The sequence below is a fragment of the Frigoribacterium sp. R86507 genome, assembly GCF_044597695.1.
Classification (GTDB): Bacteria; Actinomycetota; Actinomycetes; order Actinomycetales; family Microbacteriaceae; genus Frigoribacterium.
In genome coordinates this window covers 3,260,246-3,285,436 of sequence record NZ_CP139002.1, presented here as the reverse complement: position 1 = coordinate 3,285,436, position 25,191 = coordinate 3,260,246, and the positions used below count along the sequence as shown (strand labels likewise).

The window sequence follows — 25,191 nt, the reverse complement described above, 5'->3', positions numbered from 1 at the left end:
GGGGCGACCGGATCACGATCACGATCACAGGAGCAGAACCGTGTCGAAGAACACCCCGAACCGCCGGCGTGCGGCCCTGACGACGGGGGTCGTCGCGACGGCCGCCGTCGCCGCCCTCGCCCTCAGCCCCGTCGCCGCCTTCGCGGCCACCCCCGCGAACGTCGCCCAGAACGGCGGCGCCGCGCGCAGCATCGACGACAGCACGCAGCTGCTGCTCGACTCGGTGAAGGCCGGGCCCGCCAAGAACGTCATCCTGCTGATCGGCGACGGCATGGGCGACAGCGAGATCACCTCGGCGCGCAACTACGCCTACGGCGCCGGCGGAACGCTGCCCGGCATCGACGCCCTGCCCCTGACCGGCCAGTACACGACGTACTCGGTCTACAAGGACGGCGCGAACAAGGGCAAGCCCGACTACGTGCCCGACTCCGCCGCGACCGGCTCCGCCTGGGCCACCGGCACCAAGACCTACGACAACGCCATCTCGGTCGACGTCGACGGCGTTCCGCAGGACACCCTGCTCGAGATCGCCAAGGCCAACGGCAAGAAGACCGGCAACGTCTCGACCGCCGAGCTGCAGGACGCCACCCCGGCCGTCCAGGCCGCGCACGTCGCCGCCCGCAGCTGCTACGGCCCCGACTCCGTCACCCAGTGCGGTGCCGACGCCCTCGACCAGGGCGGCCTCGGTTCGATCAGCGAGCAGATCATCGGCACCCGCGCCGACCTCACCCTCGGAGGAGGCGCGACCTCGTTCGGTCAGTCGGCCCGCGCCGGTCAGTGGCAGGGCGACACCCTGTTCGCCCAGGCGCAGGACCGCGGCTACCAGGTCGTGCGTGACGCGGCAGGCCTCGATGCGCTGACGACCGCCGACCAGGCGCAGCCCGTGCTCGGCACCTTCACCGACGGCAACTTCCCGACCCGGTACGCCGCCACCACGGCGACCGTCGGCGGAGCCGACCTGGCCCCGCAGACCTGCCAGCCGAACCCGGCCCGCCTGGGCACCGACCTCTCGTTGCAGTCGCTGACCGAGAAGTCGATCGACCTGCTCGACACGGGTGACCAGGGCTTCTTCCTGCAGGTCGAGGGTGCCTCGATCGACAAGCGCGACCACAGCGCCGACGCCTGCGGTCAGATCGGTGAGGTGCTCGACCTCGACGAGGCCGTCCAGTCCGCCCTCGCCTTCGCGAAGGCCGACGGGAACACGATGGTCATCGTCACGGCGGACCACGCCCACACCAGCCAGATCGTCGACTCGACGCCGCCCGCCACGCTCAGCACCGCGCTGACGACGGTCGACGGCACCACGATGAAGATCGCCTACGGCACGGCCGCGGCCGGTGGCTCGCAGCAGCACACCGGCACGCAGCTGCGCGTCGCGGGCTACGGCCCGGGCGCCGCGAACGTCGTCGGCCTGATCGACCAGACCGACAACTTCTTCACCATCGTGAACGCGTTGCAGCTCGACCGCGACCTCGACGGCCTCAGCACCGGCGCGACGATCTCGGCTCCGACCGAGGTCGCCCCCGGCGCCGACTTCCCGGTCAGCACCGCCGGCCTCGCGGGTGACCGCCAGGTCACGGGCACGCTCGACGTCGACGGCACGGTGACCGATCTCGGCATCGCCGACGTGATCGACGGCGTCGCGACCTACACGGTCACGGCCCCCACCGCTCCCGGCGACTACACGATCACGCTGACCGGCACGCAGAGCGGCACGACGTTGGCCGCGACGGTCGCGGTCGTCGTGGGCGCCGTGACCCCGGCGCCGACGACCCCGCCCGCGGCGGTCCCCGGTGACGGCACGAGCGCAGGAGGCGCGGGTACGGCCGGCAACGGAAGCGGACCCCTGGCGTTCACCGGCGCCGACGCCCTGCCCGCCCTGCTGCTCGCGCTGATGCTCGCCGGCACCGGTGCCGCCCTCGTGCTGCGCCGTCGCCACCGAGCGGCGTCCCTGCAGGACGGCGTGCAGCTCTAGCCGCCCCGGCCCCGACACACGGGAGGCGCGGTGCCAGCCGGCACCGCGCCTCCTGCGTTCTCGGGTCGCGTCGGACCCTCGGGTCAGACCAGCGGGTCGCTGTCGGTCGAGCGACGCTCGACGCGCTCGCCCGTGGCCGGGTCGACCGCGCTGCGGGTCGTGGACACCGTCGAGCGACGACGCGACGCGAAGGCGATGCCGATGATGGTCACGACCACGCCGGCCGCGATGAGGATGTAGCCGATCAGCTTGATGTCGATGCCCGCGACCTGGAAGTCGAGAGCGAACGCGAGGACCGCGCCGATCACGATCAAGGCGATTCCGCCGCCGATGCTCATGGGGTCTCCTTCGTCTGGCGCCGCCCGGGGTGGGCGACGGCGCCGACGCGAGGGTCGGCGGGCCCCACAGTACCGACGGGCCGCGTCGAGCGGCCACGACGCGTCGACGGCGCTGAGAGGATGGGGCAGCCCGTCACCCGACACCGCAGGAGATCCCATGACCGGAGCCGCCGGCCCCGTGCCCCTCGACCAGCCGTACCACCGTGCCTCGCCCAAGGTCGCGGTCGTCCGGTTCTGGCGGAAGTACGCCACGTTCCACGGGCGCGCGAGCCGCAGCGAGTACTGGTGGTGGTTCGTCATCGCGCTCGTGTTCCAGGGGGCGTTGCAGGCCTGGGCCACAGGCAGCGGCGGGACGTCGACCTGGGCCGGGGGCGACAACGGCGATTGGACCTACATCGATCCCCAGGGCGTCGTCGTCGTGCTGTGGTCGGTCGTGAGCTTCCTGCCGACCGTCGCGCTGCAGTCGCGGCGCCTGCACGACGGGGGCTTCACCGCCTGGTACGTGCTCTTCTACCTGCTGCCGGTGCTCGGCTGGCTGACCTTGCTGGTCATGTCGCTGCTGCCCTCGCGCGCCTCGGGCGAGCGGTTCGACACCGGCGGTGAGCGGCAGTACCCGGGGCCGGCCTGACCGGTTGCGTCTCGGGGCGACATTGACATGTCGGTCAGGCAGAATGGACGTCTCGGCGCGGGAACCCAGGCAAGCCTGCGCCGGACTCGATGAGCAAGAGAAAAGCCCCTGCGGTAACAGGGGCTGATCTCGCCTCGTGTGAGGCCAGTGGTCTGAGCGGCGTTGACACTCGGATCGCTACGCGTTCAAGTATATGCGATCCCCGGGCCACCTGGCTGGGGGAGCGCAGACCGCAAGCCTCCTGCCCTGGGGACAAGGAGGCCCGCGATGGCAAGACACCGTCGTCGTGGCAGCCGGAGCGACGCGTACGAGTCGTGTGCCGGGGTGGTCGGTTTGCTGACCGCCTTGGTCGCGCTCGTGACCGCGACCGTCCGGTTGCTGTAGGTCACAGGAGGCGGTCCCGGTGTGAGCCGGGTCCGCCTCCGCATCACTCGTCGAGGGACAGGACGAGCCGCTCGCCCGACTCGGACTCGGCGTAGCCGAGGCGGCCGGGCAGGCACGAGATGACGGCGCCGTAGCCCTGCCCGACCACGGCCGCGACGGCGTCGTCGAGGGTGCCGGCCCACTCCCTGCTCTCTTCGAACACCACGCAGCGTTCGCCCGCGCCGAGGTCGCGCAACCGCGTCAGCACGGCGGCCGGTGACGAGTCCGCGTGGCTGAGCCGGGTGGTGCGGTCCGATCGGAACGGCATCAGGCCGAGACCCGCCCGGAACTTCGTCCGCTTCTCGTCGGTCGAGCGCAGGCTGTTCAGGCGTCCGACCTTGCTCGGCAGCGCGAAGGCCGTGACGAATCGGTGGGCGTGGTCGTCGATCTCTGCTTCGTCCATGCCTGAGGGTAAGGCCACCGACCGTTCGTCAGGGGGTTCCGGGGCCGCGTCACCGACCGCTAACCTGTTCGCACTCCGGTGGACCCGACCGCCGCGGTGGTCCTGTTGAGCGACGTCCGTCGCTCGTTTCCCGGTGGTGGACGCTGCGAGGGTCGGGTCGCCGGAGCCCTGACGCTCGAGGCCCCGTGCGAGGCCCCGTACGACGCCGTCAGCCCTGTTGTGCCGCGTGCACCAGCTCGAGCGCCGCCCGCAGCCCGACCGCCGGCACCTGGCCCGGTGCGCTGGACGCCCCCACCGACCCGAACGTGACGCACGAGCCGAACGTCTCGCCCGCGAGTCGGGACACGACGCCGAGCGGCCCCATCGACATGGTGATCGCGGGCACGATGCCGGCCCCCGCCCGGAACTCGGCCGTGGCCCGCATCAGCGTCAGGACGTCGTCCGTGCCGGACGGCATGGCGGCGAACTTCGCCACGTCGGCGCCGTTCTCCTGTTGCTCGAGCAGTCGCGACACGATCTCGCCCTGCGTGGGCGTGCCGCTGAAGTCGTGCGACGACATCACGACGACCAGACCGGCGTCGTGCGCGGTGTCGACGAGTCCGCCGAGCAGGTCGGGGTCGGTGTACATCTCGACGTCGACGGCGTCCAGCAGTCCGGTGGCCATCGCCGAGCGCAGCACGGAGTCGTAGGTCGCCGGGGCGACGTCACGCTCGCCCCCCTCGGGTTCGGTGCGCAGGGTGAAGATCAGCGGCAGATCCGCGTCGAGCGCGCCGCGGACCCGTCGGACGACGTCGGCCACCAGGTCGAGGTCGGCCGGGCCCGTCGCCGGGGCACCGGCGCGCACGGGCCCGTCGGGGTCCGGTGCCGCGGCGAAGGCGGCGTCGACGAAGTCGATGCGCAGTTCGACCAGGTCGGCCGTCCGCGCGTCGAGCGCCGAGGCGGCGTCGACCAGTGCGTCGGCGGTGCGGGCCACGAGCGGGACGCAGACCGCGGGCCGCCCGGTCCCGAGCGCGACCCGGCCGATCGAGACCGGCAGAGGAGTAGCCACCGTCAGCCCGCCACGCTGTCGGTCGTCGACCGGCCGCGGATCGGCAAGCCCACGGAGGCGCGCATCGCGTCTCGCAGGACGCTCTCGTCGGCCACCGGCTCGTCCTGTGCCCGCCCGGAGAAGAGCCGCACCTGGCCGAGCGCCTGCTCGACGAGCATGTCGAGACCGTTGAAGACGATGCCGCCGTCGGCCGACCAGCGAGACGCGAGGCGGGTCGGCCAGGGCTCGTACGCGACGTCGAAGAGGACCGACGAGCTGCTGGTCGGACGCAGGTGGAGGTCGTCCGCGGCCCCGCCGGGCAGCGTGCTGATGACGAAGTCCAGCGGGCCGAGCGAGGGCAGTTCGGTGAGCGGGGCGACCATCACGTCGGCACCCAGCTCGGCGGCCAGCGACGTCAGCTCGCCGGCCCGCATCGGGTTGCGCAGGTGGATCGAGAACGACCGGGCGCCGAGGTCCCAGGCGGCGGCCATGGCGGACAGGGCGGTCGCGCCCCCGCCGAGGATGGTGGCCGCGGCGGGCCGTGCGTCGTGGAACCCCTCGACGCTGCGGACGATGCCGTCGACGTCGGTGTTGTGCCCGTGGCGTCGGCCGTCGTCGTCGAGGACCACGGTGTTCGCGACGCCGAGGCGCCGGGCGAGGGGCGAGACCGTGTCGAGCAGGGGCAGCACCTCGCGCTTGAGTGGCATCGTCAGGCTCAGCCCGCGCCAGCTCGCGTCGAGGCCCCCGACGAAGTCGGCGAGACCGCCCGAAGCCACCTCGACGCGGTCGTAGTCGAAGGGCAACCCGAGGTGCGCGTACGCCGTGCGGTGCAGCACCGGCGACAGCGAATGCTCGATCGGCGACCCCAGGACGGCGAGACGTCGGCGAGCATCGGTCACGGGTGGGCCCCTCCCTGCGCCCGCGGCTCGGACGACGACCCACCCTAACGCGAGGGCCCTGAGGGGGTGCGGGGCGGTGGTGACCGGCACCGCGCCTCCTCGGCTCGTCGGGTCTGGCAGGGTCGGTGCATGCAGATCCGACCCTTCGACGAAGCCGACACCGAGACCGTCGTGGCGCTCTGGGAGCGCTGCGGGCTGACCCGCCCGTGGAACGACCCGCGACGCGACATCGAACGCAAGCTGACGGTGCAGCGCGAGCTGTTCCTGGTCGGCGTCGACCACGAGGAGGCGCTGGTCGCGACCGCCATGGCCGGTTACGACGGTCATCGGGGTTGGGTCTACTACGTCGCGGTCGAGCCCGATCGCCAGGGGGAGGGCTTCGGGCGACAACTAATGGCCGAGGTGGAGCGGTTGCTCGAGGCGATGGGGTGCCCGAAGGCGAACTTCCAGGTGCGCACCGGCAACGAGCGGGTGCGGGCGTTCTACGAGCACCTGGGGTACTCGGTCGACGACGCGTTCGGCATGGGGAAGCGGCTGATCGCCGACTGAGGCGCTGCGGTCGTGCCGACGCGGCGGGCGCCCGGCGGCCTGCTCGTCGGTCGATCGTCGCTCGTCGGATGAACAACATGTGACGATCTTCGGCCGACTCTTGTCGGTCACCCAGCGAGAACTTATGGTCGTGTGCTGTGCCCCCTGTCGGGGGGTGCCGTCCCACCCGAACCGTCTTCTCCAGGAGCACCGACGCCCATGCGCATCAGCCCCCCGTCATCCGAGTCCGTCCCGACGGGAGGCCGGCGGCGCGTCCGCGGTGCCGCCCTCGCGTCCGTCGCCGCCGGAACCCTGCTGCTCGGCCTCGTCGCCGCCGCACCCGCCCAGGCCGTGCCGGTCACGATCGACCTCGTCGGCATCAACGACTTCCACGGCCGGCTCGAGGCCGACGCCCCGGGTGCTCGCGCGTCCATCGCCGGCGCGGCGGTCCTCGCCGGTGCGGTCAAGTCGGTCGAGCGGCAGAACCCGAACACGCTCTTCGTCTCGGCGGGTGACAACATCGGCGCCTCGACGTTCACCTCGTTCATCCAGGACGACGAGCCGACCCTCGACGCCCTCAACGCCATGGGCCTCGACGTCAGCACGCCGGGCAACCACGAGTTCGACAAGGGCCAGGCAGACTTCAACGGTCGCGTCCAGACGAACAGCGACTTCCCCTACGTCAATGCGAACATCCTGAAGAGCGACGGGACGCCCGCCTACAACCCCTACGTCGTCGAGGAGATCGGGGGCGTCCGCGTCGCCTTCATCGGCGCCCTGACCGAGACCATGCCGACGCTCGTCAGCCCGGCCGGCATCGAGGGGCTCACCTTCGCGCCCGTCGTCGACTCGGTCAACGCGGTCGCGGACGACATCGTCGAGACCGACGCCGCCGACGCGATCGTCCTGCTGCTGCACGAAGGCGCCGAGACCGGCAGCCTGGACTCCGTCACCGGTGACAACGCGTTCGGCGAGATCGCCCGCGGCGTCTCGGGCGACGTGTCCGCGATCTTCTCCGGGCACACGCACCAGGGGTACGACTACCTCGTGTCGCCCTCCGACGGCGGCCCGCAGCGCGCCGTCGTGCAGACGGGCAGCTACGGGACGAACCTTGCCCGGGTGACCATGACGGTCGACCCCGCTGCCACCGCCTTCCGCGACCGGGTGACCATCGCCTCGCACCGCCTGGTGCCGCTCTACGGCGCCTTCACGCCCGACCCCGCCGTCGCCGACATCGTCGCGGCCGCCGTCGCGGAGGCTGCCGACCGGGGGGCCGAGGTGATCGGCTCGATCAGCGACTCCTTCAACCGGGCCTACAACGCCAACCCCGACGCCAACGGGCTGCCCGTGTCGAACCGTGCGGGTGAGTCGACCCTCGGCAACTTCGTCGCCGACATCCAGCTGTCGTCGACCACCGCGAGCGGTGCCCAGCTCGCCTTCATGAACCCCGGCGGCCTGCGGGACGACCTGCCCTTCGTGGCGCCGAACGGTGACGTGACCTACAAGGCCGCCGCGGCCGTGCAGCCCTTCGCCAACACGCTGGTCGTGGTCGACATGACCGGTGCCGAGATCCGCCAGGTGCTCGAGCAGCAGTGGCCGACCGCCGCACGCACCAGCACCCTGAAGCTCGGCACGTCCGAGGGTCTGACCTACACCTACGACCCCGCGGCGGTGGCGGGGTCGCGCATCGCCGCCGTCTCGCTCGACGGCGCGCCGATGGACGACGCGACGATCTACAAGGTGACCGTCAACTCCTTCCTCGCCTCGGGCGGCGACGGCTTCGCCGCGTTCGCGAACGGTCGCGCCCACGCCGACAGCGGCAAGGTCGACCTGCAGAGCCAGCTCGAGTACTTCGACGCCCAGGCCGGCGACCCCTCCGACCCCGACTTCGCATCGCGTTCGGTCGGTGTCTCGGGGCTGACCGCCGCGCCAGTCGGCGGATTCGTCGCCGGTGACACGGTGTCGATGACCCTGTCGTCGCTCGTCCTGCAGCAGGCCGCCGCGGACGCGTCGGGCACCGTGACCGCGACCCTCGACGGTGTCGAGCTCGCCTCGGCGCCGATCGACGAGACGATCCTCGACAACTCGGACGAACAGGGTCGCGCCACGCTGAGCTTCGTGGTCCCCGAGGGCATCACCGCTCCTGCGGCCGGGCCCGTCACCCGATCGGTCGTGCTCACGGTCGACGGGACCGGCACGACGGCTTCCGTCCCGCTCGTCTTCGCCGCAGCGGCCGCTCCCGTGGTCGTCCCGCCGACCGACCCGGGCACCACGCCCCCGGTCACGACCCCCGGTGGCACGGTGCCCGGCACCACCCCCGGCTCGGGCTCGGGCACCACGCCCGCCGGCACGGTCCGCAACGCCGACGGCTCGCTGGCCTTCACCGGTCAGGACGGCCTGGGTCTCGCGGCCCTCGCCGCGCTCGCCCTGATGCTGGCCGGTGGCTCGGCGTTGGTCGTCGCCCGCCGACGCCGCACCCACGCGACGGTGACGCCCACCGAGGGCTGACGCCACCCGGCATCGCACCACCGACTGAACGTCGCACCGCCGAAACCGGCGGTGCGACGTTCAGTTCGTGGTGCGACCCTCGCGCGGTGGTGATGGCGCGGCGGCGCGACCGGCCGGCACCGCGCCTCCTCGTGGGGTTCCCGGGGACGGGCACCGCGCCTCCCGTACGCTCGTCGCGTGACGACGTTCGCCTACCACCGCCTGTTCCGGTCGCTGCCCTCGTACCGGTGGTGGAAACCGCTGCTCGCGGCCGTCGTGGCGGTCGTCACCTATCTGCTCGCCTCGGTCGTGGTCTACGTGGGCGTCCTCGGGGTGACCACGGCCGTCGGCGGGACGGCGGCCGGCGAACGACTGCAGCGCGGCATCGAGGGTGACGCTCTGGCCGCGGCCGACCCGCTCGTGCTCTTCACGACGCTCGCCTCGATCGCGGTCATGCTGCCGGCCATCATGCTGGGCGCCCTGATCGTCGGGCCGGGGGCAGTCGGCGGGCTCTGGAGCGTCGCCGGGCGGCTGCGGTGGCGGTGGCTCGCGCGGTGCGTCGTGCCCGGGCTCGCCTTCATGGCGGTCACCGTCGGGCTGAGCTACGTCGTGGCACCGCTCGTCGTGGGCGAGTCGCTCGGGACGGGGCCGGTCACGACGCCGGGCGAGACGCTCGTCTGGGCCGTCGCGGTGATCCTCGTCGTGACGCCGTTCCAGGCGACCGCCGAGGAGTACGCCTTCCGCGGCCTGGCGATGCAGACCCTGGGGTCGTGGGTGGCGTTCCCGGTCGTGGCCGTCGTGCTGCCGACGGTCGCCTTCGCGTTCGCGCACGACTACAACCCCTGGGGCATGCTCGACGTCGCCGTGTTCGGCGTGGCCGCGGCCTACCTGACCTGGCGCACCGGCGGACTCGAGGCGGCGATCGTCGCGCACGTGCTCAACAACACCGTGTTGTTCCTGCTGTCGGCACCGTTCGCGGGTGTCGAGTCGAGCGACGGCAGCCCCCTCGCCCTCGCCGTGACGGTGGTCTCGACGCCGCTCTACGTGTGGCTCGTGCTCAGGGCGGCTCGACGAACCGGTCTCGTGACGGTCCGCAGCGCTCCTCTCGTCCCCAGCGCGCCTCCCGCCGACGACCGTCCCCAGGAGGCGCGGGTCGGCTGACCGCGTCGGTGGCCGCTCGTAGACTCGTCGCGTGACCACCACCGCCTCGCCCGCCCTGGCCCCCGACGCCCCCACCGCAGCCCTCGACGTGCTGCATCGGGTGTTCGGCTACGACGAGTTCCGTGGCCAGCAGGCGCAGATCATCGACCAGGTGGTCCAGGGCGGCGACGCCCTCGTGCTCATGCCCACGGGCGGCGGCAAGTCGCTCTGCTACCAGGTGCCCGCCCTCGTCCGCGAGGGCACGGGCATCGTCGTCTCGCCGCTCATCGCCCTGATGCAAGACCAGGTCGACGCCCTCGAGGCCGTCGGCGTCCGCGCGGCGTTCCTCAACTCGACGCAAGACCCCGACCGTCGTCGTGCGGTCGAGCAGGCGTTCGTCGAGGGCGAGCTCGACATGCTCTACCTCGCGCCCGAGCGGCTCAAGCTCGAGTCCACCAAGTCGTTGCTCGACCGGGGCCACGTCTCGCTCTTCGCCATCGACGAGGCTCACTGCGTGGCGCAGTGGGGCCACGACTTCCGCCCCGACTACCTCGAACTCTCCGTGTTGCACGAGCGCTGGCCCGACGTGCCGCGCATCGCCCTGACGGCGACGGCCACCGAGACCACCCACCGCGAGATCTCGCGGCGCCTCGAGCTCGACGACGCGAAGCACTTCGTCGCCGACTTCGACCGGCCCAACATCCAGTACCGCATCGAGGCGAAAGACGGCCCGCAGCAGCAGCTGCTGCGGTTCATCCGCACCGAGCACGACGGCGACGCGGGCATCGTGTACTGCCTGTCCCGCAAGTCGGTCGAGAGCACGGCCGAGTTCCTCGTGAAGCAGGGCATCCCGGCGCTGCCGTACCACGCGGGCCTCGAGGCGCAGACCCGGGCACGCAACCAGGCGCGGTTCCTGCGCGACGAGGGCATCGTGATGGTCGCCACCATCGCCTTCGGCATGGGCATCGACAAGCCCGACGTCCGCTTCGTCGCGCACCTCGACCTGCCCAAGTCGGTCGAGGGCTACTACCAAGAGACCGGCCGTGCCGGTCGCGACGGCCTGCCCTCGACGGCGTGGCTGGCCTACGGCCTGCAAGACGTCGTGCAGCAGCGACGCATGATCGACCAGTCCGAGGGCGACGCCGAGCACCGCCGCAAGCTCGGCGCCCACCTCGACGCCATGCTCGCCCTGTGCGAGACGGTCGAGTGTCGACGCGTGCAGCTGCTCGGCTACTTCGGCCAGGCGAGCACCGCCTGCGGCAACTGCGACACCTGCCTCTCGCCGCCCGAGTCGCTCGACGGCACGGTGCCCGCCCAGAAGCTGCTCTCGACGGTCGTCCGGCTGAAGCGTGAGCGCAACCAGCAGTTCGGCGCGGGCCAGATCGTCGACATCCTCGTCGGCAAGTCGACCCCCAAGGTCCTCCAGAACCGCCACGAGCAGTTGTCCACCTTCGGCATCGGCACCGAGCTGAGCGACGTCGAGTGGCGGGGCGTCGTCCGACAGCTGCTCGCCCAGGGGCTGTTGGCGGTCTCGCCCGACGGGTACGGCACGCTGCTGCTCACCGACGCCGCGGGCGAGGTGCTCTCGGGCACCCGCACCGTCCGGCTGCGGCGCGAGCCCGAGCGCCCGGTGCGCTCGGCCCGCGCGCGGGGTGGTTCGGGGTCGTCGAGCCGCGGCTCGTCACGGGGTGCCGCCGAGTTGACCGGCGTTGACGCCGCCCTGTTCGAGACCCTGCGCGAGTGGCGCGCCGGGGTCGCCCGGGCGCAGGGCGTCCCTGCTTACGTCGTGTTCGGCGACGTCACCCTGCGGGGCATCGCGTCCGAACGGCCCACCTCGCTCGACCAGCTCGCGGGCATCAGCGGCGTCGGTCAGAAGAAGCTCGACACCTACGGTCAGCAGGTCCTCGCGGTCGTGGGCGGCACCGCCCCGGCCGAGGCGGCAGCCGCCGGGTCCACCGCGACGGCGTCCGTGTCCGCGACGGGCGGCGCCACGGTCCGCTCGCCCCGCACGACCTCGACGGCCCCGGCCGCCGGCCGTGGTGCCCGTCGTGCCGCACCGCCCGCGGTCGACGAGGTGCCCGAGGTGCCGGCCGACGACCTGTACGACCTGCCGTCCGACGCTCCGTTCGACCCCTACGACGACGCGCCGCCGCCGCCCGACGACTGGCGGTGACCCGGGGCCGACGGGCCGAAGCCGAGCAACGGGAACGCCTGCGACAGGACGACCAGTGCGACCGTCGTGATCACCATGGCCTCGAACCCGCCGAGGAAGGGCTGTCCGTTCATGCGGGCGACGTAGGCCGCGGCGAGCAGCAGTGCGCCGCCCGCCGGGGGTGCCAGTCCGACGAAGCGCATGCTCGTCCGGTCGAGGTCAGCGCCTCGTCGCGTCCGGCGGACCGACGAGACGGCCACGACGACGAGCGCGAGCCAGACGATCGTCGACAGCACGTAGAGGCCGGTCGCCACGACCGTCGCGGTGAGACCGACGCCGACCGAGGTGCCGGCACCGACGATGCTGGTGACGGCGAAGTAGGTGGAGATCAGCGCGGTGGCGCCGAAGACGAACGGCAGGCGCGAGGGGCGGGTGGTCACGGTCTCGTCGTCCATGGCGGTCCTCTCGGGTCGTCGGGTCGTCGTGGCTGTCGTCGGGGATGGTGCCGGGCGCCCCGGGTCGTTCCGGGTCGTCCCCGGCTGTCGGAGTCGGAGACGCGCAGGACCGTCCGCTCGCACGGCCGGACCACCGCCCACGGGGTTCGGCGGTGCGTCGCGGCGCTCGTTCCGGGTCTCGGGTCGATCCCCCGACGAGGACTCGCTCGAGGGGTCGTGAACCGGACGAGCGTCCTGTTTCGATCGACCTCCGACGATAGGCCGCGGGTCCGTCTGCGGCAATCCTCCCTGAGGGGGACACCCGTTGTTCCCCGAATCGGGTGGTGCGGGTGGGTGCCGACGGGCCCCGGGTGAGGCGCGGGGGCGAGCCATGCCCCTCCGGGAATGTGGCGTCGGGCACAGTGGAGCGTGCTCACAACCCTCAGCCGTTCGGTCCTGTCACCCCTCGTGCGCGTGGTCTGGCGTCCCCGGGTGATCGGGCGTCGCAACGTCCCGCGGCGTGGTGCCGTCATCCTCGCCAGCAACCATCTCTCGTTCATGGACAGCGTCGTGATCACCCTCATGGCACCCCGTCAGGTCTCGTTCCTCGCGAAGAACGCCTACTTCACCGGCCCTGGTCTCAAAGGTCGTGCGTCGCGCGCCTTCTTCACGGGCATCGGCGCGATCGGTGTCGAGCGAGGGGCCGGGTCCGCCGCGCAGCACGCCCTCGACCTGGGCCTCGGCAAGCTGACGGACGGCGACGCGTTCGCGATCTACCCCGAGGGGACGCGCTCCCTCGACGGGCGGCTGTACCGCGGCCGGACGGGCGTCGCCTGGCTCGCTCTGACGAGCGGGGCGCCGGTCGTGCCGGTCGCCCTGACGGGGACCCAGGAACTGCAACCGGCGGGCGCGCGCCTCCCGCGCCTCCGGAAGGTCACCGTCGAGTTCGGCGAGCCCATCGACCTCTCGCGCCACGGCGAGGCGAAGTCGGGTCGGGCTCGTCGGCACGCGACCGACGAGGTGATGGCGGCGATCCGACGGCTCAGCGGCCAGGTCGAGGCGGGTTCGTACAACGATCCGCCCGCCCCGTCGGTCGTCGCGCGGGTGCGCCGCGCGATGCGGCCCGACCCCGTGGGGCCCGATCCGCTCGACTGAGCCGCGCTGCTCGCCCGCGCCGGGCGTAGCGTCGGAGCCATGAAGGTCGCAGTGCTCGGGACGGGCATCATGGGTCAGGGCGTGGCGGGAACACTGCTGCGCGAGGGGTTCGACGTCACGGTCTGGAACCGCACGAGGTCGAAGGCCGAGCCGCTGGCCGCCGACGGCGCCGTGGTCGCCGACACGGCGCGTCAGGCGGTCGAGGGCGTCGACGTGATCGTCACCGTGCTCTTCGACGGCGACGCCGTGCTCGAGGTCCTCGACGACGCGTCCGACGCGAGCCGTCCCGACGCCGTCTGGGTGCAGGCCAGCACCATCGGCGAGGCCGACACGGCCCGCGTCGTCCGGACGGCCGACGGGCACGGGCTCCGGCTCGTCGAGGCGATGATGCTCGGCACGAAGAAGCCGGCCGCGACGGGGAAGCTCGTCATGCTGGCCGCCGGCGACGGCGCCCTGCTCGAGGCCGTGCGTCCGGTGCTCGACGCCATGGGCTCGAAGACGATCGTCGCGGGCGACACGGTCGGGCAGGGGACGGCGTTGAAGCTCGCCGCCAACGCCTGGATCGCCACGATCACCGCCGCCACGGCCCAGTCGCTCGCGCTGACGGAGGCTCTCGGCCTCGATCCGCAGCTCTTCCTCGACGCGATCGACGGCGGCCAGTCCGACACCCCGTACGCGCACCTCAAGGGCGCGACGATGATCGCCGGCGAGTACCCGGCCCAGTTCGCGCTCGACGGCATCCGCAAGGACCTCGGCCTGATGCGCGAGGCGGCCCAGGGCACGCGCTTCGACACCGGCCTGCTCGAGGCGCTGTCCGGTGTGTACGCCTCGGCTGCCGAGCAGGGCCACGGCGACGACGACATCGCCGCCGTCCGCACCGGCTTCGACCGGAACGGTTCGCCCGAGACCCCGTGAAACCGCCGAGACCCTCCGACGCGCGGAAGGGTCTCGGCGCGTTCCTGGGGTGTCAGCGTCCCTGACGGCCCGCGGCGGCCAGCAGGGCGGTGGCGACTGCACGGGCGGTCGTGGTGTCACGCGCGGGCTCGCGCAGACGCATGGCGAGGTCGCCCGTCACGACCAGCAACAGGTGTTCGGCCAGCGCCTCGGCCTGCCCCCCGACGAGCGGGCGGGCGAGGTCGGTGAGTCGGGTGCGCAGCGTCTCGGTGTCGAGCCGCACGGCCTCGGCGACGTCGGCGGGCGGATCGACGTACTCCGCCGCCGAGGCGAGGAAGGCGCACCAGCGGGCCCCCGTCGGGCGTGACCGGAACTCGTCCAGCGCGTCGAAGACCGCGAGGAGGCGCGGGCCGGCCTCGTCGTGCCGGGCGACGGCGGCGTCCCAGGTGGCGAGCCAGTCGTGGTGGCGACGGGTCAGCGCTGCGGCGACCAGCGCCTCCTTGCTGCGATAGCCGCGGTACATCGTCGCCGCCGAGACGCCCGCGCGGGCGAGGACGGCGTCGACGGGCGTCGCCGCGATGCCGTTCGTGAAGAACAGCTCGTCGGCGGCGTCGAGGATCTTCTTCTCGCTGGCCGGGCGCAGGGGCATGCGGACAGCTTAGGCTGTCGAAATGAAACGTACGTTTTCGATTTCGACCACGACGTCACGACCGACGGCGACCACGTCGGGGTCGGCGGGCGTCGGGCTCGTCGCCGCCGGCACGGCCCTGATCGCGGTGACCTATGGCTTGGTCCGCCTCGCCTACGGGTTGTACCTGCCCGAGATGCAGGCGGACCTCGGGTTCGACGCGGGCGTCGCGGGGACGGTCTCCTCGGGCGGGTCGCTGGCCTACGTCGTCGGCGCGGTGGCGGGGTTCGCCGCGGCCGGTCGCCACCCGCGGGCCCTCGTCGTCGCGGCGGGTGCCACGGCCGGGGTCGGGGCTGCAGGCATGGCCCTCGCCCCCGACGTGGTCCCGTTCGCGCTCGCGGCCGTGCTGGGCTCGGCGGGCGCCGGGCTCGCCTCGCCCGCGTTGGTGCGCGTTCTGCAGCGCGGTCTCGACGACGGGCGGCAGGCGGGCGCCCAGACAGTCGTCAACGCGGGCACCGGGCCGGGGCTGGTGGCGGCGGGGCTCCTGGCGTTCGTGCTGCTGCCCGACTGGCGGCTCGCCTGGCTGGTGGCCGCCGGGGGAGCCGTCGCGGCGGCGGGGGCCGTCCTCGTGCTCGACCGCCGCGCCTCCTCCGCTCGATCCCTCGTCGCGGACGGCACCGCCGCTCACGCACGCGCCGACGCCGCCCGCCCGAGCGGCGCGACGGGCCTCGGCCCGACCGGTCCCCGCGGCCTCCTGCCGCCGCGGTCGTGGTTCGTCGCCCACCGGTGGGTGCTGCTCGCGGCGCTGCTCGCCGGTGCCGCCTCGGCCGCGGTCTGGAACTACGGACGCACCCTGCTCGTCGACGCCGGGGTGGCGGCCGAGCTGTCGGTCGGGGCCTGGGTCTGCCTCGGCGCCGGAGGCACGGCCGTCATCGTCACCGCCCGACCGCTGGCACGCCTGGCCCCCGGGACGGTCTGGACTCTCACGCTGGCCGTGCTGGCGGCGGGCACGGCCGGGACGGCGGCCCTCCCCGGAGTCGTGCCGGTGGCGTTCGCGGCCTGCGCGGCGTTCGGCTGGGCCTACACGGCGGCGACGGGTGCGCTGATCGCCTGGACCGCCGAGATCGACGCCGAGCGGGCCGCGAGCGGGACGGCGCTGCTCTTCGTGCTGCTGGTGCTGGGCCAGGCCGCGGGGGCCGTCGTCCTGGGTGCGCTCGTCGGAACCGCCGGCTACGGCACGGCGTTCGTCCTGGCCGCGCTCGCGGCCCTCGTCGCGGCGGGCCTCGGCCGCCTGAGACCCCAGGAAGTGGCCGACACCCCGGTCCGCGCACAGGGGTCTCGGTGACTTCCCGGGGTGTCGATGCGCCCGTCGGGGAATGCAGCGTGCAACCGTCGGGTTGCCTCACGAGCGCCCCCGCCCGAGGGCGACCCATCGTTCGGAAGGACCACCCTTGGACCTCTTCTCTCCCGCCACCTTCGGCCAGCTCGAGCTGCGCAACCGCGTCGTCATGGCGCCCCTCACCCGTCTTCGCTCCGGCGACGCCGGCGTTCCCGGCGACGTCGTGGTGGAGCACTACCGTCAGCGCGCCTCCTTCGGTCTGATCACGACGGAGGGCACCTACCCCTCGCAGGAGTCGAAGGCCTACGACGGCCAGCCCGGCATCGTCACCGACGAGCAGGTCGCCGGCTGGAAGCGCGTCGCCGACGCCGTCCACGCCGAGGGTGGCCAGATCGTCATGCAGGTCATGCACGGCGGCCGCGTCTCGCACACCGACATCACCCGCACCGACCGCATCGTCGGCCCCAGCGCGATCGCCATCGACGGCCAGGTGCACACCTCGGCCGGCAAGGTCGACTTCCCCGTGCCGCACGCCCTCACCACCGACGAGGTGCACCAGGTCACGGCCGACATCGTCGCCGCGTCGAAGCGCGCCGTGCTCGAGGCCGGGCTCGACGGCGTCGAGATCCACAGCGCCAACGGCTACCTGCTGCACGAGTTCCTCTCGCCCGTCTCGAACGTCCGCACCGACGAGTACGGCGGAACCCCCGAGAACCGTGCCCGCCTCGCGATCGAGACCGCGACGGCCGTGGCCGAGGCGATCGGTGCCGGCCGCGTCGGCATCCGCCTGTCGCCCATGCACAACATCCAGGACGTCGTCGAGACCGACGTCGCCGACGTGACCGCCGTCTACCGCGCGCTCGTCGAAGGCCTCGCCCCGCTCGGCCTCGCCTACCTCAGCGTGCTGCAGGCCGACCTGCGCGGCGAGCTCGTGCAGGACCTGCGGACCCGCTTCGGCGGCGCCTTCATCGCCAACAGCGGCTTCGGCCAGATCACCACGCGCGACGAGGCCATCGCCGAGGTCGCGGACGGCCAGGCCGACGCCGTCGCCGTGGGCCGCTTCGCCATCGCCAACCCCGACCTGGTCGAGCGTTGGCAGGGCGACCACGAGGTCAACGGGCCGAACCCCGCCACGTTCTACGCCGACGGTGCCGAGGGCTACACCGACTACCCGACGCTGCAGCACGCCGACCGCTAGTCGGTCGCCTGCACCGTGAACCCCGTTCCGTGCGACGAACCACGTTCCTTCGTGGTTCATCGCACGGAACGGGATTCGTCGTCGTGAGGCCCGTCCGCGCGGTCCGCGCGCCGTCCGGCGCCCGCGGCGAGCCGAGGAGGCGCGGGGCGCGTCACCCGCGCCGCGCACCGGGCGTAGACAGGACGGCATGAGCGACGTGAAGCACCCGTCCGACCTCGGGATCGACGTGAGCGAGGGCTCGCCACAGCAGCTGTACCGCTGGCTGCTCGCGAGCGTGCTGTTCGGCCGGCCCGTGCAGCAGGGCGTCGCCGCCGACACCTACCAGGTGCTGATCGACCACGGGCTGACCAGCCCCGCCCGCTTCGCCGAGCACGACCACGAGGGGTTGCGCCGGTTGCTCGACGAGGCCGGCTACGCCCGCATCGACCACGTGATGAGCGACGAGCTGCACGAGGTCATGGGACGCGTCGACTCCGACTGGGGCTCGGTGAGCCACCTCGTGCGGTCGTCGGCGGACCGGGCCGAACTGACCCGTCGCCTCACCGACCTCAAGGGTGTCGGGCCGAAGACCGCCGAGATCTTCACGCGCGAGCTGCCCGACGCGCTCTACGGCGCCGCCTGACCGGGGCACCCGTAGACTCGGAGCGATCTCGGGGGCGCGACCCGCGCCTCCTCGGGTGTGATCGGTGCGACCGCACCGACAGTCCGCGCGATCGCGCAGAGGGGGCCTCGTGACGCTCGTCGACAAGCTGTTCCGTCAGGACGAGTGGCGCACCGTGCCCAACGCCATCTCGGCGGCCCGGCTGCTGCTGCTGCCGGTGTTCCTCGTGTTGATCGTGGGGCAGCACTACTGGTCGGCGATGGTCGTCATCGCGGTCGTCTTCGTGACGGACTTCCTCGACGGGTTCATCGCCCGTCGCACGAACACGACGTCCGAGCTCGGCAAGTGGCTCGACCCGGTGGCCGACCGCATCACGGTGATCGTCGTCGTCATCGCGTTCGTCGCCGGAGGGCTCGTGCCCTGGCCCGTGCTGCCGCTGCTGCTGGTGCCGGACCTGCTGCTGAGCGCCTACGCGTTGTCCGTGCTGCGGGGGGCGTCGTTCCCGGTGACCTGGGTCGGCAAGATCCGCACGGCCCTGATCTTCGTCGGACTGTTGCTCGTGCTGGTCGCGGCGGCGTTCGTGGACCAGTTCAGCGGGTCCGGAGGCACGGCGTCGGCCCCGCTCGCCGACGCCGGAGCCGCAGGCCGGACGATCGGCCTCGTGGTGCTCTGGGTCGGCCTCGTCGGTCACTGGGTCGCGGCGGCCCTCTACGCCGCCGCGCTCGTCCGGATGCGCCGAGCGCGCCGCACCGCCTGACCCGCGCCCCCGACGGCTTTGTCGCCGATGTCCTGCCCGGGTGTGCAATTCGCGACAGCTGCGCCCGTCGAACCCGGTCGAGTGGCAACCTGAGCGGCATGTCGGACGGCGCGTGTCGGGTTCGGTACACCCGGGAGGCGCGGTGCCGGTCGGGAATTGCACACCCGGGAGGCGCGGTGCCGGTCGTGTCGGGCAAGCGCATCCCGTCCGCCGAGAGGGGCGCGTCGAAGCGGGCGTAGCGTCGACCCCATGACTCGCATCACCACCCCCTTCAGTGCCGCCACCACCGCGAACGAGGTCGTCGACGGCCTCGACCTGACCGGCCGACGCATCGTCGTGACCGGGGCCGCGTCCGGCATCGGCATCGAGACCGCCCGCTCCCTCGTCGCTGCCGGGGCCGACGTGACCCTCGCCGTCCGCCGTCCCGAGCAGGGCGAGCAGGCCGTCGCCGACATCCGCGAGAGCACCCGCGACGGCAGCGGCACCGTCCGTGCCGCGATCCTCGACCTCGAGAAGCGCGACACCCTGCAGGCCTTCGCCGACGCGTGGCAGGGCCCGCTCGACGTGCTGATCGACAACGCCGGCATCATGGCCACGCCCGAGACCCGCACCCCCGAGGGCTGGGAGCTGCAGTTCAGCAACAACCACCTCGGCCACTTCGCCCTGGCGAACGCGCTCCGCGGCGCCCTCGTCGAGGGAGCACAGGCGTCGGGCACCCCGTCGCGCCTCGTGTCGCTCAGCTCGACCGGCCACCACTTCTCGCCCGTCGTGTTCGACGACGTGATGTTCGAGCGTCGCGAGTACGACCCGTGGTCGGCCTACGGCCAGTCCAAGACGGCGAACTCGCTCTTCGCGGTGGGCGTCACGCAGCGCTGGGCCGACGACGGCGTGCTGGCGAACGCCGTGCACCCGGGTGGCATCCTGACGCCGCTGCAGCGCCACCTGCCCAAGCAGGAGATGCTCGACCGCGGCTGGATCGACGAGGACGGCACCCCCAACCCGGCCTTCAAGTCCACCCAGCAGGGCGCCGCGACGTCGGTCTTCGTGGCCGTCCACCCGCTCGTCGAGGGCGTCGGCGCCCGCTACTTCGAGGACGTCGCCGAGGCCGAGCCGTTCTGTGAGGACGCCCGCGGTCGCGGCGTCAAGGACTACGCCCTCGACCCCGAGCAGTCCGATCGCCTCTGGGCGCTCAGCGAGCAGCTGGTCGGCTGACGCGCTGGCGAGCTGACGCGCTCGCCCGGCTGACGGGCAGAGGACGCAGGAGGCGCTGGCCGGGTCGACGACCCTGCCCGCGCCTCCTGCGTCGGCGACTCAGCCGGTGTTCTGCAACCCGGCGGCGATGCCGTTGACGCTGAGCAGCAGGAGGCGGTGGTCGGCGTCCGCCGGGTCACCACCGCCCGCGACGCGGATCGCCCGCAGGGCGCGCAGCTGCAGCAGCGAGAGCGCGTCGACGTAGGGCGAGCGCAGCCGCACGGCGCGGCTCAGCACCGGGCGACCGTCGAGGACCTCGCCGTGGCCGCTGACCGCGAGCACCCACGTGCGCGTGCGGGCCATCTCGTCGAGCACGCGTCCGGCGAGGTCGTCGCGGTCGGCCAGCGCCAGGTACTCGCGGGCGATGTGCTCGTCGGTCTTGGCGAGCGACATCTCGACGTTCTTGATCATCGCCGAGAAGAGCGGCCAGGTCGTGTAGGCCTCACGCAGCAGGTCGAGGTCGCCCACGGCCTCGAGGGCCGAGCCGAGGCCGTACCAGCCGGCGAGGTTGATGCGGGCCTGGGTCCAGGCGAAGACCCACGGGATCGCCCGGAGGTCTTCGAGGGACTCGACCGAGAGCCCCCGACGGGCGGGACGTGAGCCGAGCGCGAGCAGGCCCACCTCTTCCATCGGTGTGACGGCGGCGAACCACGAGGCGAAGCCGTCGGCCTTGACCAGGCCGAAGAACGCCTCACGCGAGGCGACGTCCATCGTCGAGGCGACCTCGGCGAACCGGGTGGCGGCGGTCGCGTTGGCCTGCTCGTTCGACGGGCTCGACGCCAGCAGCGTGGCCGCAGCCATCTGCTCGACGTGTCGGGCGGCGATCGTCTTGTTGCCGTACTGCGCGAAGATGACCTCGCCCTGCTCGGTGATCTTGAAGCGGCCGTCGACCGAGGCCGGAGGCTGTGCCAGCACGGCTTCGTTCGCCGGTCCGCCACCACGGCCGAGGGCGCCGCCGCGACCGTGGAACAGCGTCAGCTCGATGTCGTTCTCGGCGGCCCAGTCGGCGATGCGGGCCTGGGCGGCGTAGAGGGCGAAGGTGGCCGAGACGGGCCCGACGTCCTTCGACGAGTCCGAGTAGCCCAACATGACCTCGAGGCGGCGGCCGGTCGCCGCGAGGCGCTTCTGCACCGCCTCGGTCTGCAGGGCCTCGTCGAGGATGCGCGTGCTGGCCTCGAGGTCGGCGAACGTCTCGAACAGCGGGATCACGTCGAGCACGGGCGCGGGTTCGTCGCCCATCGCGCGCTCGGCGAGCTCGTAGACGTTGGCCAGGTCGGCCGACGACTGCGTGAACGACACGATGTAGCGCGACGCGGCCCGCACGCCGTAGCGCTTCTGCAGGTCGGCGATCGTGCGGAACACCGCGAGGACCTCGTCGGTCATCTCGCTCCGTGCAGGAGGCGCGGCGTCGGTCCCGGCGTCGCCGCCGGTCGACTGCTCCCCGCCCGCCACCGGGTCGGCCGCGCGGAGCTCGGCGAGGGCCGTGCGGTGCACCTGCGAGTGCTGGCGCACCTCGAGCTCGGCGAGGTGGAAGCCGAACGTCTCGACCTGCCAGACGAGTCCCTGCAGGTCGCCGTTGGCGCTGCGGTGCGCGCCGGCCGCGCGCAGCGACTGCTGCACGACCCGCAGGTCGGCGAGCAGCTCGTCGGGGTGGCCGTAGGTGAGCGGTGCTCCCTCGCGGCGGGTCGCGTCGATGCGGGCCGCGACGAACATCAGCACGCGGCGGTGGAGTTCGTGGGGTGAGCGCACGCCGATGCGGGACGCGACGTCCGCGTCCATCGCGCGCTGCGCCTCCGCGAGGGCCACCAGTTCGGCGGAGGCCGGGGTCTCGGCCTCGTCGAGGGTCAGGGTGCCGCCGATGCGGGTGGTCGCGCGGTGCAGGCCGAGCAGGACGTGTTCGGCGGCGATGTCGGCGGCGGCCCGGGTGACCTCGGCCGTGACGTGCGGGTTGCCGTCGCGGTCGCCGCCGATCCAGGTGCCGAGGCGCATGAAGGCGGGGGCGACGGCGGGCTCGCGGCCGGCGGCGTCGCCGAGCAGCCGGTCGTCGAGCAGACGGTAGACCTGCGGCACGATCTCGAAGAGCGTCTGGTCGAAGATGCTCATGGCCGTGCGGACCTCGTCGAGCGGGGTCGGGCGCGTGGTGCGGATCGGCGAGGTGCGCCAGAGCGTGTCGACCTCTTCGAGCAGGCGGCGTTCGGCCTCGGCCACGGCGACGTCGTTCTCGAGTCGGTCGCGGTCGATCATCAGGTCGCTGATGCGACGGATGCTCGACGCGACCGCACGGCGGCGGGCCTCGGTCGGGTGCGCGGTGAGCACGGGGTGGAAGCGCAGGGCGTCGAGCCGCTTCGAGGCCTCGTCGGCGCCGACCTCGTCGGTCAGCTGACGCAGCGTGGCCGAGACCGAGTCGCCCGCGGCGCTCGCCTCGCTGCCGCGGCGCCGCAGCACCCGGACGCGGTGGTGCTCCTCCGCGAGGTTGCTGAGGTGGAAGTAGCAGGTGAAGGCGCGGGCGACCTGCTCGGCGAGCCCCTGGTCGAGGGCGTCGACGAGGCGTTGGGCGTCGTCGAGGCTCGCACCGTCGGCTCCCTCGTAGGCGGCGATGACGGCCGCCCTGACGTCCTCGACGGCCTGGAAGAGTTCGTCGCCGCCGGATTCGCGCAGCACCCGGCCGAGCAGGCTGCCGAGGTAGCTGACGTCCTGCCGCAGGCTGCCGTCGACGGCGCCGCTGATGTCGTCACGGCTGCCGTCGTGTCGTCGTGTGGTCTCGATGTCGGTCACCGCACCATCTTGGACGACCCGGGCGATGTATGACGCCACGTTCTGGTCACACCGCCAGGTTTTCTCGTGGCGCGGTGCCCACTTCCTGGCGTCGTGGGCCGCGGTGCGGCCGGGCCGGGGGTCACGTCGCGGCCCAGAGCGCCCGGTAGTACGCCGTGCGGACGGGGTCGTCGGCGACGCCGTACGCGTCGAGGAAGGTCTGGTCGAAGCCGGGCCCGTAGTTCCACCCGAGGCTCATCGTCGCGACCGCGAGGTCGGCCCAGCGGTCGGCGACGCCGAGGGCGTCGAAGTCGACGTGCCCCGACCAGAGTCCGTCGTCGCCGATCAGCGTGTTGGGCACGCACGGGTCACCGTGGCAGACGACGAGGCGGTCGATCGCCGGTGGGTCGCCGAGTTCAGGAGGCGCGGTGCGCGCCTTCCCGCTGGTCGCGATCCGGTCGTCGACCGACCAGCTGAAAGGGCACTCGTCGACCGGCAACGCGTCGTGCAGTCGCCTCAGCCCTCGTCCCGCCTCGCGCGCGGCGGTCACCGGATCGGCGGCCCCGAGCGGGTCGACGGCGCTGCGCCCCGGCACGCCCGCCGTCACCAGGTACTCGCCGTCGTCGTCGCCGCCGATCTCGAGCACTCGGGGGGCGGGGGTGAAGTCGACGACCCAGCGCAGCCGCATCTCCTCGGCATGCAGGTCGAGGCCGCTGCCGTGTGGGGCCCACTTCGCGAAGCGCCGGGTCGGGCCGTCGCCGAGGCGGTAGGTCGTTCCGCCGGCCTCGTTTCGCCAGACCGCGGTGATCGTGTCGCCGCCCGCGGTCGCGACCACCGCCTCCGGGACCTCGACGTCGGGGTCGGGCCGGTTCTGCGTCCACATGCCCCGAGTCTCGCACCCGTCCCGCGCCCCTGCCCCGCCCCTCCTGCCGCTGCGGCCCGGCCGATGCGTGCAATTCGCGACCGTCGGCAGGGGATCAGGGCCGTGGGCCGGAGATGAGCGGCGTGGCGCGCGGCGGTTGTCGGGTTCGGCACGCCGGACGCGGAGGCGCAGGTCGGGTTCGGCACGCCGGACGCGGCGGTTGTCGGGTTCGGCACGCCGGACGCGGACCCGCAGGTCGGGTTCGGCACGCCGGACGCGGAGGCGCAGGTCGGGTTCGGCACGCCGGACGCGGAGGCGCAGGTCGGGAAGCCGGCGGGCGGCGGCGTGCAATTCGCGACAGTCGGCAGGGGATCAGGGCCGTGGGGCGGAGATGAGCGGCGTGGCGCGCGGCGGTTGTCGGGTTCGGCACGCGGGACGGGGAGGCGCGGGTCGGGTTCGGTACGCCGGGTGCGGAGGCGCGAGTCGGGATTCGCACACCCGGAACGACACGACCCCCGGCCCCCGGGAACGACGGAGCGGGCCGCCCCGTGAGGGACGGCCCGCTCTGTCGTGGTGCGGGGGAGCTGCTTACGCGCGGCTGCCCTTGCGGCCGGTGATGAAGCCCCAGATGACGAGGACGACGAGCGCACCGAGGATCGCGATGATCCAGCTCTGGATGCTGAAGAAGCCGTCGTAGCCGACGTTGAAGACGGCTCCGCCGATCCAGCCGCCGATGAGGGCGCCGATGACACCGAGGATCAGGGTGGCGATCCAGCCGCCGCCCTGACGGCCGGGGAGGATGAGCTTGGCGATGGCGCCGGCGATGAGGCCGAGGAGGATGAAGGCGAGGAAGCCCATGATGTGTTCCTTTTCGTTTGGTGCGCGGGTTGCGCTGGTGCTGCTGAGACGGTCGGGGTCGGGTGCGTGCCAGCGGGGGTCTGTGGGACGGCCGCATGCGAAGAGGCCCGTGAGAAGGTCGTCCTCTCGGGCCCCTGCGGCTGAGAGGACTAGTGCGAGGCCTTGCGGGCCTTCTTCACCGCGGCCTTGCGGGCCTTGGCGACGTCCTTCTTGGCCTGGACACGCGCCTTCTTCACCTTGGGGTCGTTCCAGAACGAGTCGAAGAAGTTGCTGATCTCCTTGTAACGACCCTTTCCGGCCTTGGCGCCGTAGGTGTACGCGAGGAACGCGATGAGGGCGATGACGAGGTACTTGAAGCGCATGTGGGGGTCCTCCCAGTGGGACGTTCTTGTCGTTCGTGGGTGACGCTATTCCTCCTGGGAGTTCTCTGTTACAAATCGGATTGGCGGGAAGGCCCTCC

Annotated in this window: 23 protein-coding genes; 13 read left to right on the top strand and 10 right to left on the bottom strand. The window is 72.6% G+C overall.

The annotated features are described in order from the left end of the window. The first annotated feature begins 40 nt into the window (after positions 1-40). Entirely contained in the window at positions 41-1,975 is a 1,935-nt protein-coding gene (phoA, locus tag SJY14_RS15570; RefSeq protein WP_396599379.1) for an alkaline phosphatase, read from the top strand. Between the two features lie 83 nt (positions 1,976-2,058). Here phoA and SJY14_RS15565 read toward each other — a convergent pair whose 3' ends face one another. Next, complete coding sequence (locus tag SJY14_RS15565; RefSeq protein WP_043593189.1) at positions 2,059-2,313, bottom strand: DUF6458 family protein; 255 nt, start codon at positions 2,311-2,313, stop codon at positions 2,059-2,061. 157 nt (positions 2,314-2,470) lie between these two features. Between SJY14_RS15565 and SJY14_RS15560 the strand changes: the two genes are divergently transcribed. Next, positions 2,471-2,941, top strand: a complete 471-nt coding sequence (locus SJY14_RS15560; RefSeq protein ID WP_071255660.1) for a DUF805 domain-containing protein — start codon at positions 2,471-2,473, stop codon at positions 2,939-2,941. Positions 2,942-3,368: 427 nt separating this feature from the next. Here SJY14_RS15560 and SJY14_RS15555 read toward each other — a convergent pair whose 3' ends face one another. The 3 genes from SJY14_RS15555 to SJY14_RS15545 all read right to left on the bottom strand — a co-directional run bounded on the left by SJY14_RS15555 (position 3,369) and on the right by SJY14_RS15545 (position 5,693). Continuing rightward, on the bottom strand, positions 3,369-3,767 hold the full coding sequence (locus tag SJY14_RS15555; protein WP_071255662.1) for a hypothetical protein: 399 nt from the start codon (positions 3,765-3,767) through the stop codon (positions 3,369-3,371). 208 nt (positions 3,768-3,975) lie between these two features. Next, the gene (gene aroD / locus SJY14_RS15550; RefSeq protein WP_177174791.1) at positions 3,976-4,815 is read right to left on the bottom strand and encodes a type I 3-dehydroquinate dehydratase; all 840 of its coding nucleotides are present in this window, start codon (positions 4,813-4,815) and stop codon (positions 3,976-3,978) included. 2 nt (positions 4,816-4,817) lie between these two features. Then, positions 4,818-5,693, bottom strand: coding sequence for a shikimate dehydrogenase (locus tag SJY14_RS15545; RefSeq protein ID WP_071255663.1), 876 nt, complete (start codon positions 5,691-5,693; stop codon positions 4,818-4,820). Between the two features lie 129 nt (positions 5,694-5,822). Here SJY14_RS15545 and SJY14_RS15540 point away from each other — a divergent pair, with 129 nt between their 5' ends. From SJY14_RS15540 to recQ, 4 genes are all read left to right on the top strand, one after another. Then, the gene (locus SJY14_RS15540; RefSeq protein WP_396599378.1) at positions 5,823-6,242 is read left to right on the top strand and encodes a GNAT family acetyltransferase; all 420 of its coding nucleotides are present in this window, start codon (positions 5,823-5,825) and stop codon (positions 6,240-6,242) included. 198 nt (positions 6,243-6,440) lie between these two features. Next, positions 6,441-8,729, top strand: a complete 2,289-nt coding sequence (locus SJY14_RS15535) for a bifunctional metallophosphatase/5'-nucleotidase (RefSeq protein ID WP_396599377.1) — start codon at positions 6,441-6,443, stop codon at positions 8,727-8,729. 177 nt (positions 8,730-8,906) lie between these two features. Beyond that, a complete protein-coding gene (locus tag SJY14_RS15530; protein ID WP_396599376.1) occupies positions 8,907-9,869 on the top strand; it encodes a lysostaphin resistance A-like protein in 963 nt (320 codons plus the stop codon). A 31-nt stretch (positions 9,870-9,900) separates the two neighbouring features. Beyond that, positions 9,901-12,021, top strand: coding sequence for a DNA helicase RecQ (gene recQ, locus SJY14_RS15525; protein WP_396599375.1), 2,121 nt, complete (start codon positions 9,901-9,903; stop codon positions 12,019-12,021). Here recQ and SJY14_RS15520 read toward each other — a convergent pair. Further along, complete coding sequence (locus SJY14_RS15520; protein ID WP_071255668.1) at positions 11,982-12,455, bottom strand: hypothetical protein; 474 nt, start codon at positions 12,453-12,455, stop codon at positions 11,982-11,984. The genes recQ and SJY14_RS15520 overlap by 40 nt on opposite strands. A 384-nt stretch (positions 12,456-12,839) precedes the next feature. Here SJY14_RS15520 and SJY14_RS15515 point away from each other — a divergent pair, with 384 nt between their 5' ends. Both SJY14_RS15515 and SJY14_RS15510 read left to right on the top strand, forming a co-directional pair. After that, positions 12,840-13,589, top strand: a complete 750-nt coding sequence (locus SJY14_RS15515) for a lysophospholipid acyltransferase family protein (RefSeq protein ID WP_396599374.1) — start codon at positions 12,840-12,842, stop codon at positions 13,587-13,589. A 39-nt stretch (positions 13,590-13,628) separates the two neighbouring features. Continuing rightward, complete coding sequence (locus tag SJY14_RS15510; protein WP_396599373.1) at positions 13,629-14,504, top strand: NAD(P)-dependent oxidoreductase; 876 nt, start codon at positions 13,629-13,631, stop codon at positions 14,502-14,504. A 52-nt stretch (positions 14,505-14,556) separates the two neighbouring features. On the opposite strand, the gene SJY14_RS15505 is transcribed toward SJY14_RS15510, so the two are convergent. After that, on the bottom strand, positions 14,557-15,132 hold the full coding sequence (locus tag SJY14_RS15505) for a TetR/AcrR family transcriptional regulator (protein ID WP_071255674.1): 576 nt from the start codon (positions 15,130-15,132) through the stop codon (positions 14,557-14,559). A gap of 22 nt (positions 15,133-15,154) precedes the next feature. Between SJY14_RS15505 and SJY14_RS15500 the strand changes: the two genes are divergently transcribed. From SJY14_RS15500 to SJY14_RS15480, 5 genes are all read left to right on the top strand, one after another. After that, the gene (locus SJY14_RS15500) at positions 15,155-16,456 is read left to right on the top strand and encodes an MFS transporter (protein WP_396599372.1); all 1,302 of its coding nucleotides are present in this window, start codon (positions 15,155-15,157) and stop codon (positions 16,454-16,456) included. 106 nt (positions 16,457-16,562) lie between these two features. After that, positions 16,563-17,648 (top strand): alkene reductase, encoded by a 1,086-nt coding sequence (locus SJY14_RS15495; RefSeq protein WP_396599371.1) that lies wholly within the window; start codon positions 16,563-16,565, stop codon positions 17,646-17,648. A gap of 187 nt (positions 17,649-17,835) precedes the next feature. Next, on the top strand, positions 17,836-18,270 hold the full coding sequence (locus SJY14_RS15490) for a hypothetical protein (RefSeq protein ID WP_396599370.1): 435 nt from the start codon (positions 17,836-17,838) through the stop codon (positions 18,268-18,270). A 109-nt stretch (positions 18,271-18,379) separates the two neighbouring features. Then, on the top strand, positions 18,380-19,006 hold the full coding sequence (locus tag SJY14_RS15485) for a CDP-alcohol phosphatidyltransferase family protein (RefSeq protein WP_396599369.1): 627 nt from the start codon (positions 18,380-18,382) through the stop codon (positions 19,004-19,006). Positions 19,007-19,255: 249 nt separating this feature from the next. Continuing rightward, a complete protein-coding gene (locus SJY14_RS15480) occupies positions 19,256-20,218 on the top strand; it encodes an SDR family NAD(P)-dependent oxidoreductase (protein WP_396599368.1) in 963 nt (320 codons plus the stop codon). A gap of 99 nt (positions 20,219-20,317) precedes the next feature. Here SJY14_RS15480 and SJY14_RS15475 read toward each other — a convergent pair whose 3' ends face one another. The 4 genes from SJY14_RS15475 to SJY14_RS15460 all read right to left on the bottom strand — a co-directional run bounded on the left by SJY14_RS15475 (position 20,318) and on the right by SJY14_RS15460 (position 25,093). Beyond that, entirely contained in the window at positions 20,318-23,032 is a 2,715-nt protein-coding gene (locus SJY14_RS15475) for a phosphoenolpyruvate carboxylase (RefSeq protein WP_396599367.1), read from the bottom strand. Positions 23,033-23,153: 121 nt separating this feature from the next. Next, the gene (locus tag SJY14_RS15470; protein ID WP_396599366.1) at positions 23,154-23,894 is read right to left on the bottom strand and encodes a phosphotransferase; all 741 of its coding nucleotides are present in this window, start codon (positions 23,892-23,894) and stop codon (positions 23,154-23,156) included. Between the two features lie 567 nt (positions 23,895-24,461). Next, positions 24,462-24,731 (bottom strand): GlsB/YeaQ/YmgE family stress response membrane protein, encoded by a 270-nt coding sequence (locus SJY14_RS15465; RefSeq protein WP_043595797.1) that lies wholly within the window; start codon positions 24,729-24,731, stop codon positions 24,462-24,464. 149 nt (positions 24,732-24,880) lie between these two features. Beyond that, the gene (locus SJY14_RS15460) at positions 24,881-25,093 is read right to left on the bottom strand and encodes a hypothetical protein (protein WP_071255686.1); all 213 of its coding nucleotides are present in this window, start codon (positions 25,091-25,093) and stop codon (positions 24,881-24,883) included. Positions 25,094-25,191: the final 98 nt, after the last annotated feature.

Bases quoted from the DNA above. Each gene is read 5' to 3' on its own strand.
- SJY14_RS15565 (WP_043593189.1), bottom strand. From the start codon at position 2,313: ATGAGCATCGGCGGCGGAATCGCCTTGATCGTGATCGGCGCGGTCCTC.
- SJY14_RS15560 (WP_071255660.1), top strand. From the start codon at position 2,471: ATGACCGGAGCCGCCGGCCCCGTGCCCCTCGACCAGCCGTACCACCGT.
- SJY14_RS15555 (WP_071255662.1), bottom strand. From the start codon at position 3,767: ATGGACGAAGCAGAGATCGACGACCACGCCCACCGATTCGTCACGGCC.
- SJY14_RS15540 (WP_396599378.1), top strand. From the start codon at position 5,823: ATGCAGATCCGACCCTTCGACGAAGCCGACACCGAGACCGTCGTGGCG.
- SJY14_RS15535 (WP_396599377.1), top strand. From the start codon at position 6,441: ATGCGCATCAGCCCCCCGTCATCCGAGTCCGTCCCGACGGGAGGCCGG.
- SJY14_RS15520 (WP_071255668.1), bottom strand. From the start codon at position 12,455: ATGGACGACGAGACCGTGACCACCCGCCCCTCGCGCCTGCCGTTCGTC.
- SJY14_RS15515 (WP_396599374.1), top strand. From the start codon at position 12,840: ATGTGGCGTCGGGCACAGTGGAGCGTGCTCACAACCCTCAGCCGTTCG.
- SJY14_RS15510 (WP_396599373.1), top strand. From the start codon at position 13,629: ATGAAGGTCGCAGTGCTCGGGACGGGCATCATGGGTCAGGGCGTGGCG.
- SJY14_RS15505 (WP_071255674.1), bottom strand. From the start codon at position 15,132: ATGCCCCTGCGCCCGGCCAGCGAGAAGAAGATCCTCGACGCCGCCGAC.
- SJY14_RS15500 (WP_396599372.1), top strand. From the start codon at position 15,155: ATGAAACGTACGTTTTCGATTTCGACCACGACGTCACGACCGACGGCG.
- SJY14_RS15490 (WP_396599370.1), top strand. From the start codon at position 17,836: ATGAGCGACGTGAAGCACCCGTCCGACCTCGGGATCGACGTGAGCGAG.
- SJY14_RS15480 (WP_396599368.1), top strand. From the start codon at position 19,256: ATGACTCGCATCACCACCCCCTTCAGTGCCGCCACCACCGCGAACGAG.
- SJY14_RS15470 (WP_396599366.1), bottom strand. From the start codon at position 23,894: ATGTGGACGCAGAACCGGCCCGACCCCGACGTCGAGGTCCCGGAGGCG.
- SJY14_RS15465 (WP_043595797.1), bottom strand. From the start codon at position 24,731: ATGGGCTTCCTCGCCTTCATCCTCCTCGGCCTCATCGCCGGCGCCATC.
- SJY14_RS15460 (WP_071255686.1), bottom strand. From the start codon at position 25,093: ATGCGCTTCAAGTACCTCGTCATCGCCCTCATCGCGTTCCTCGCGTAC.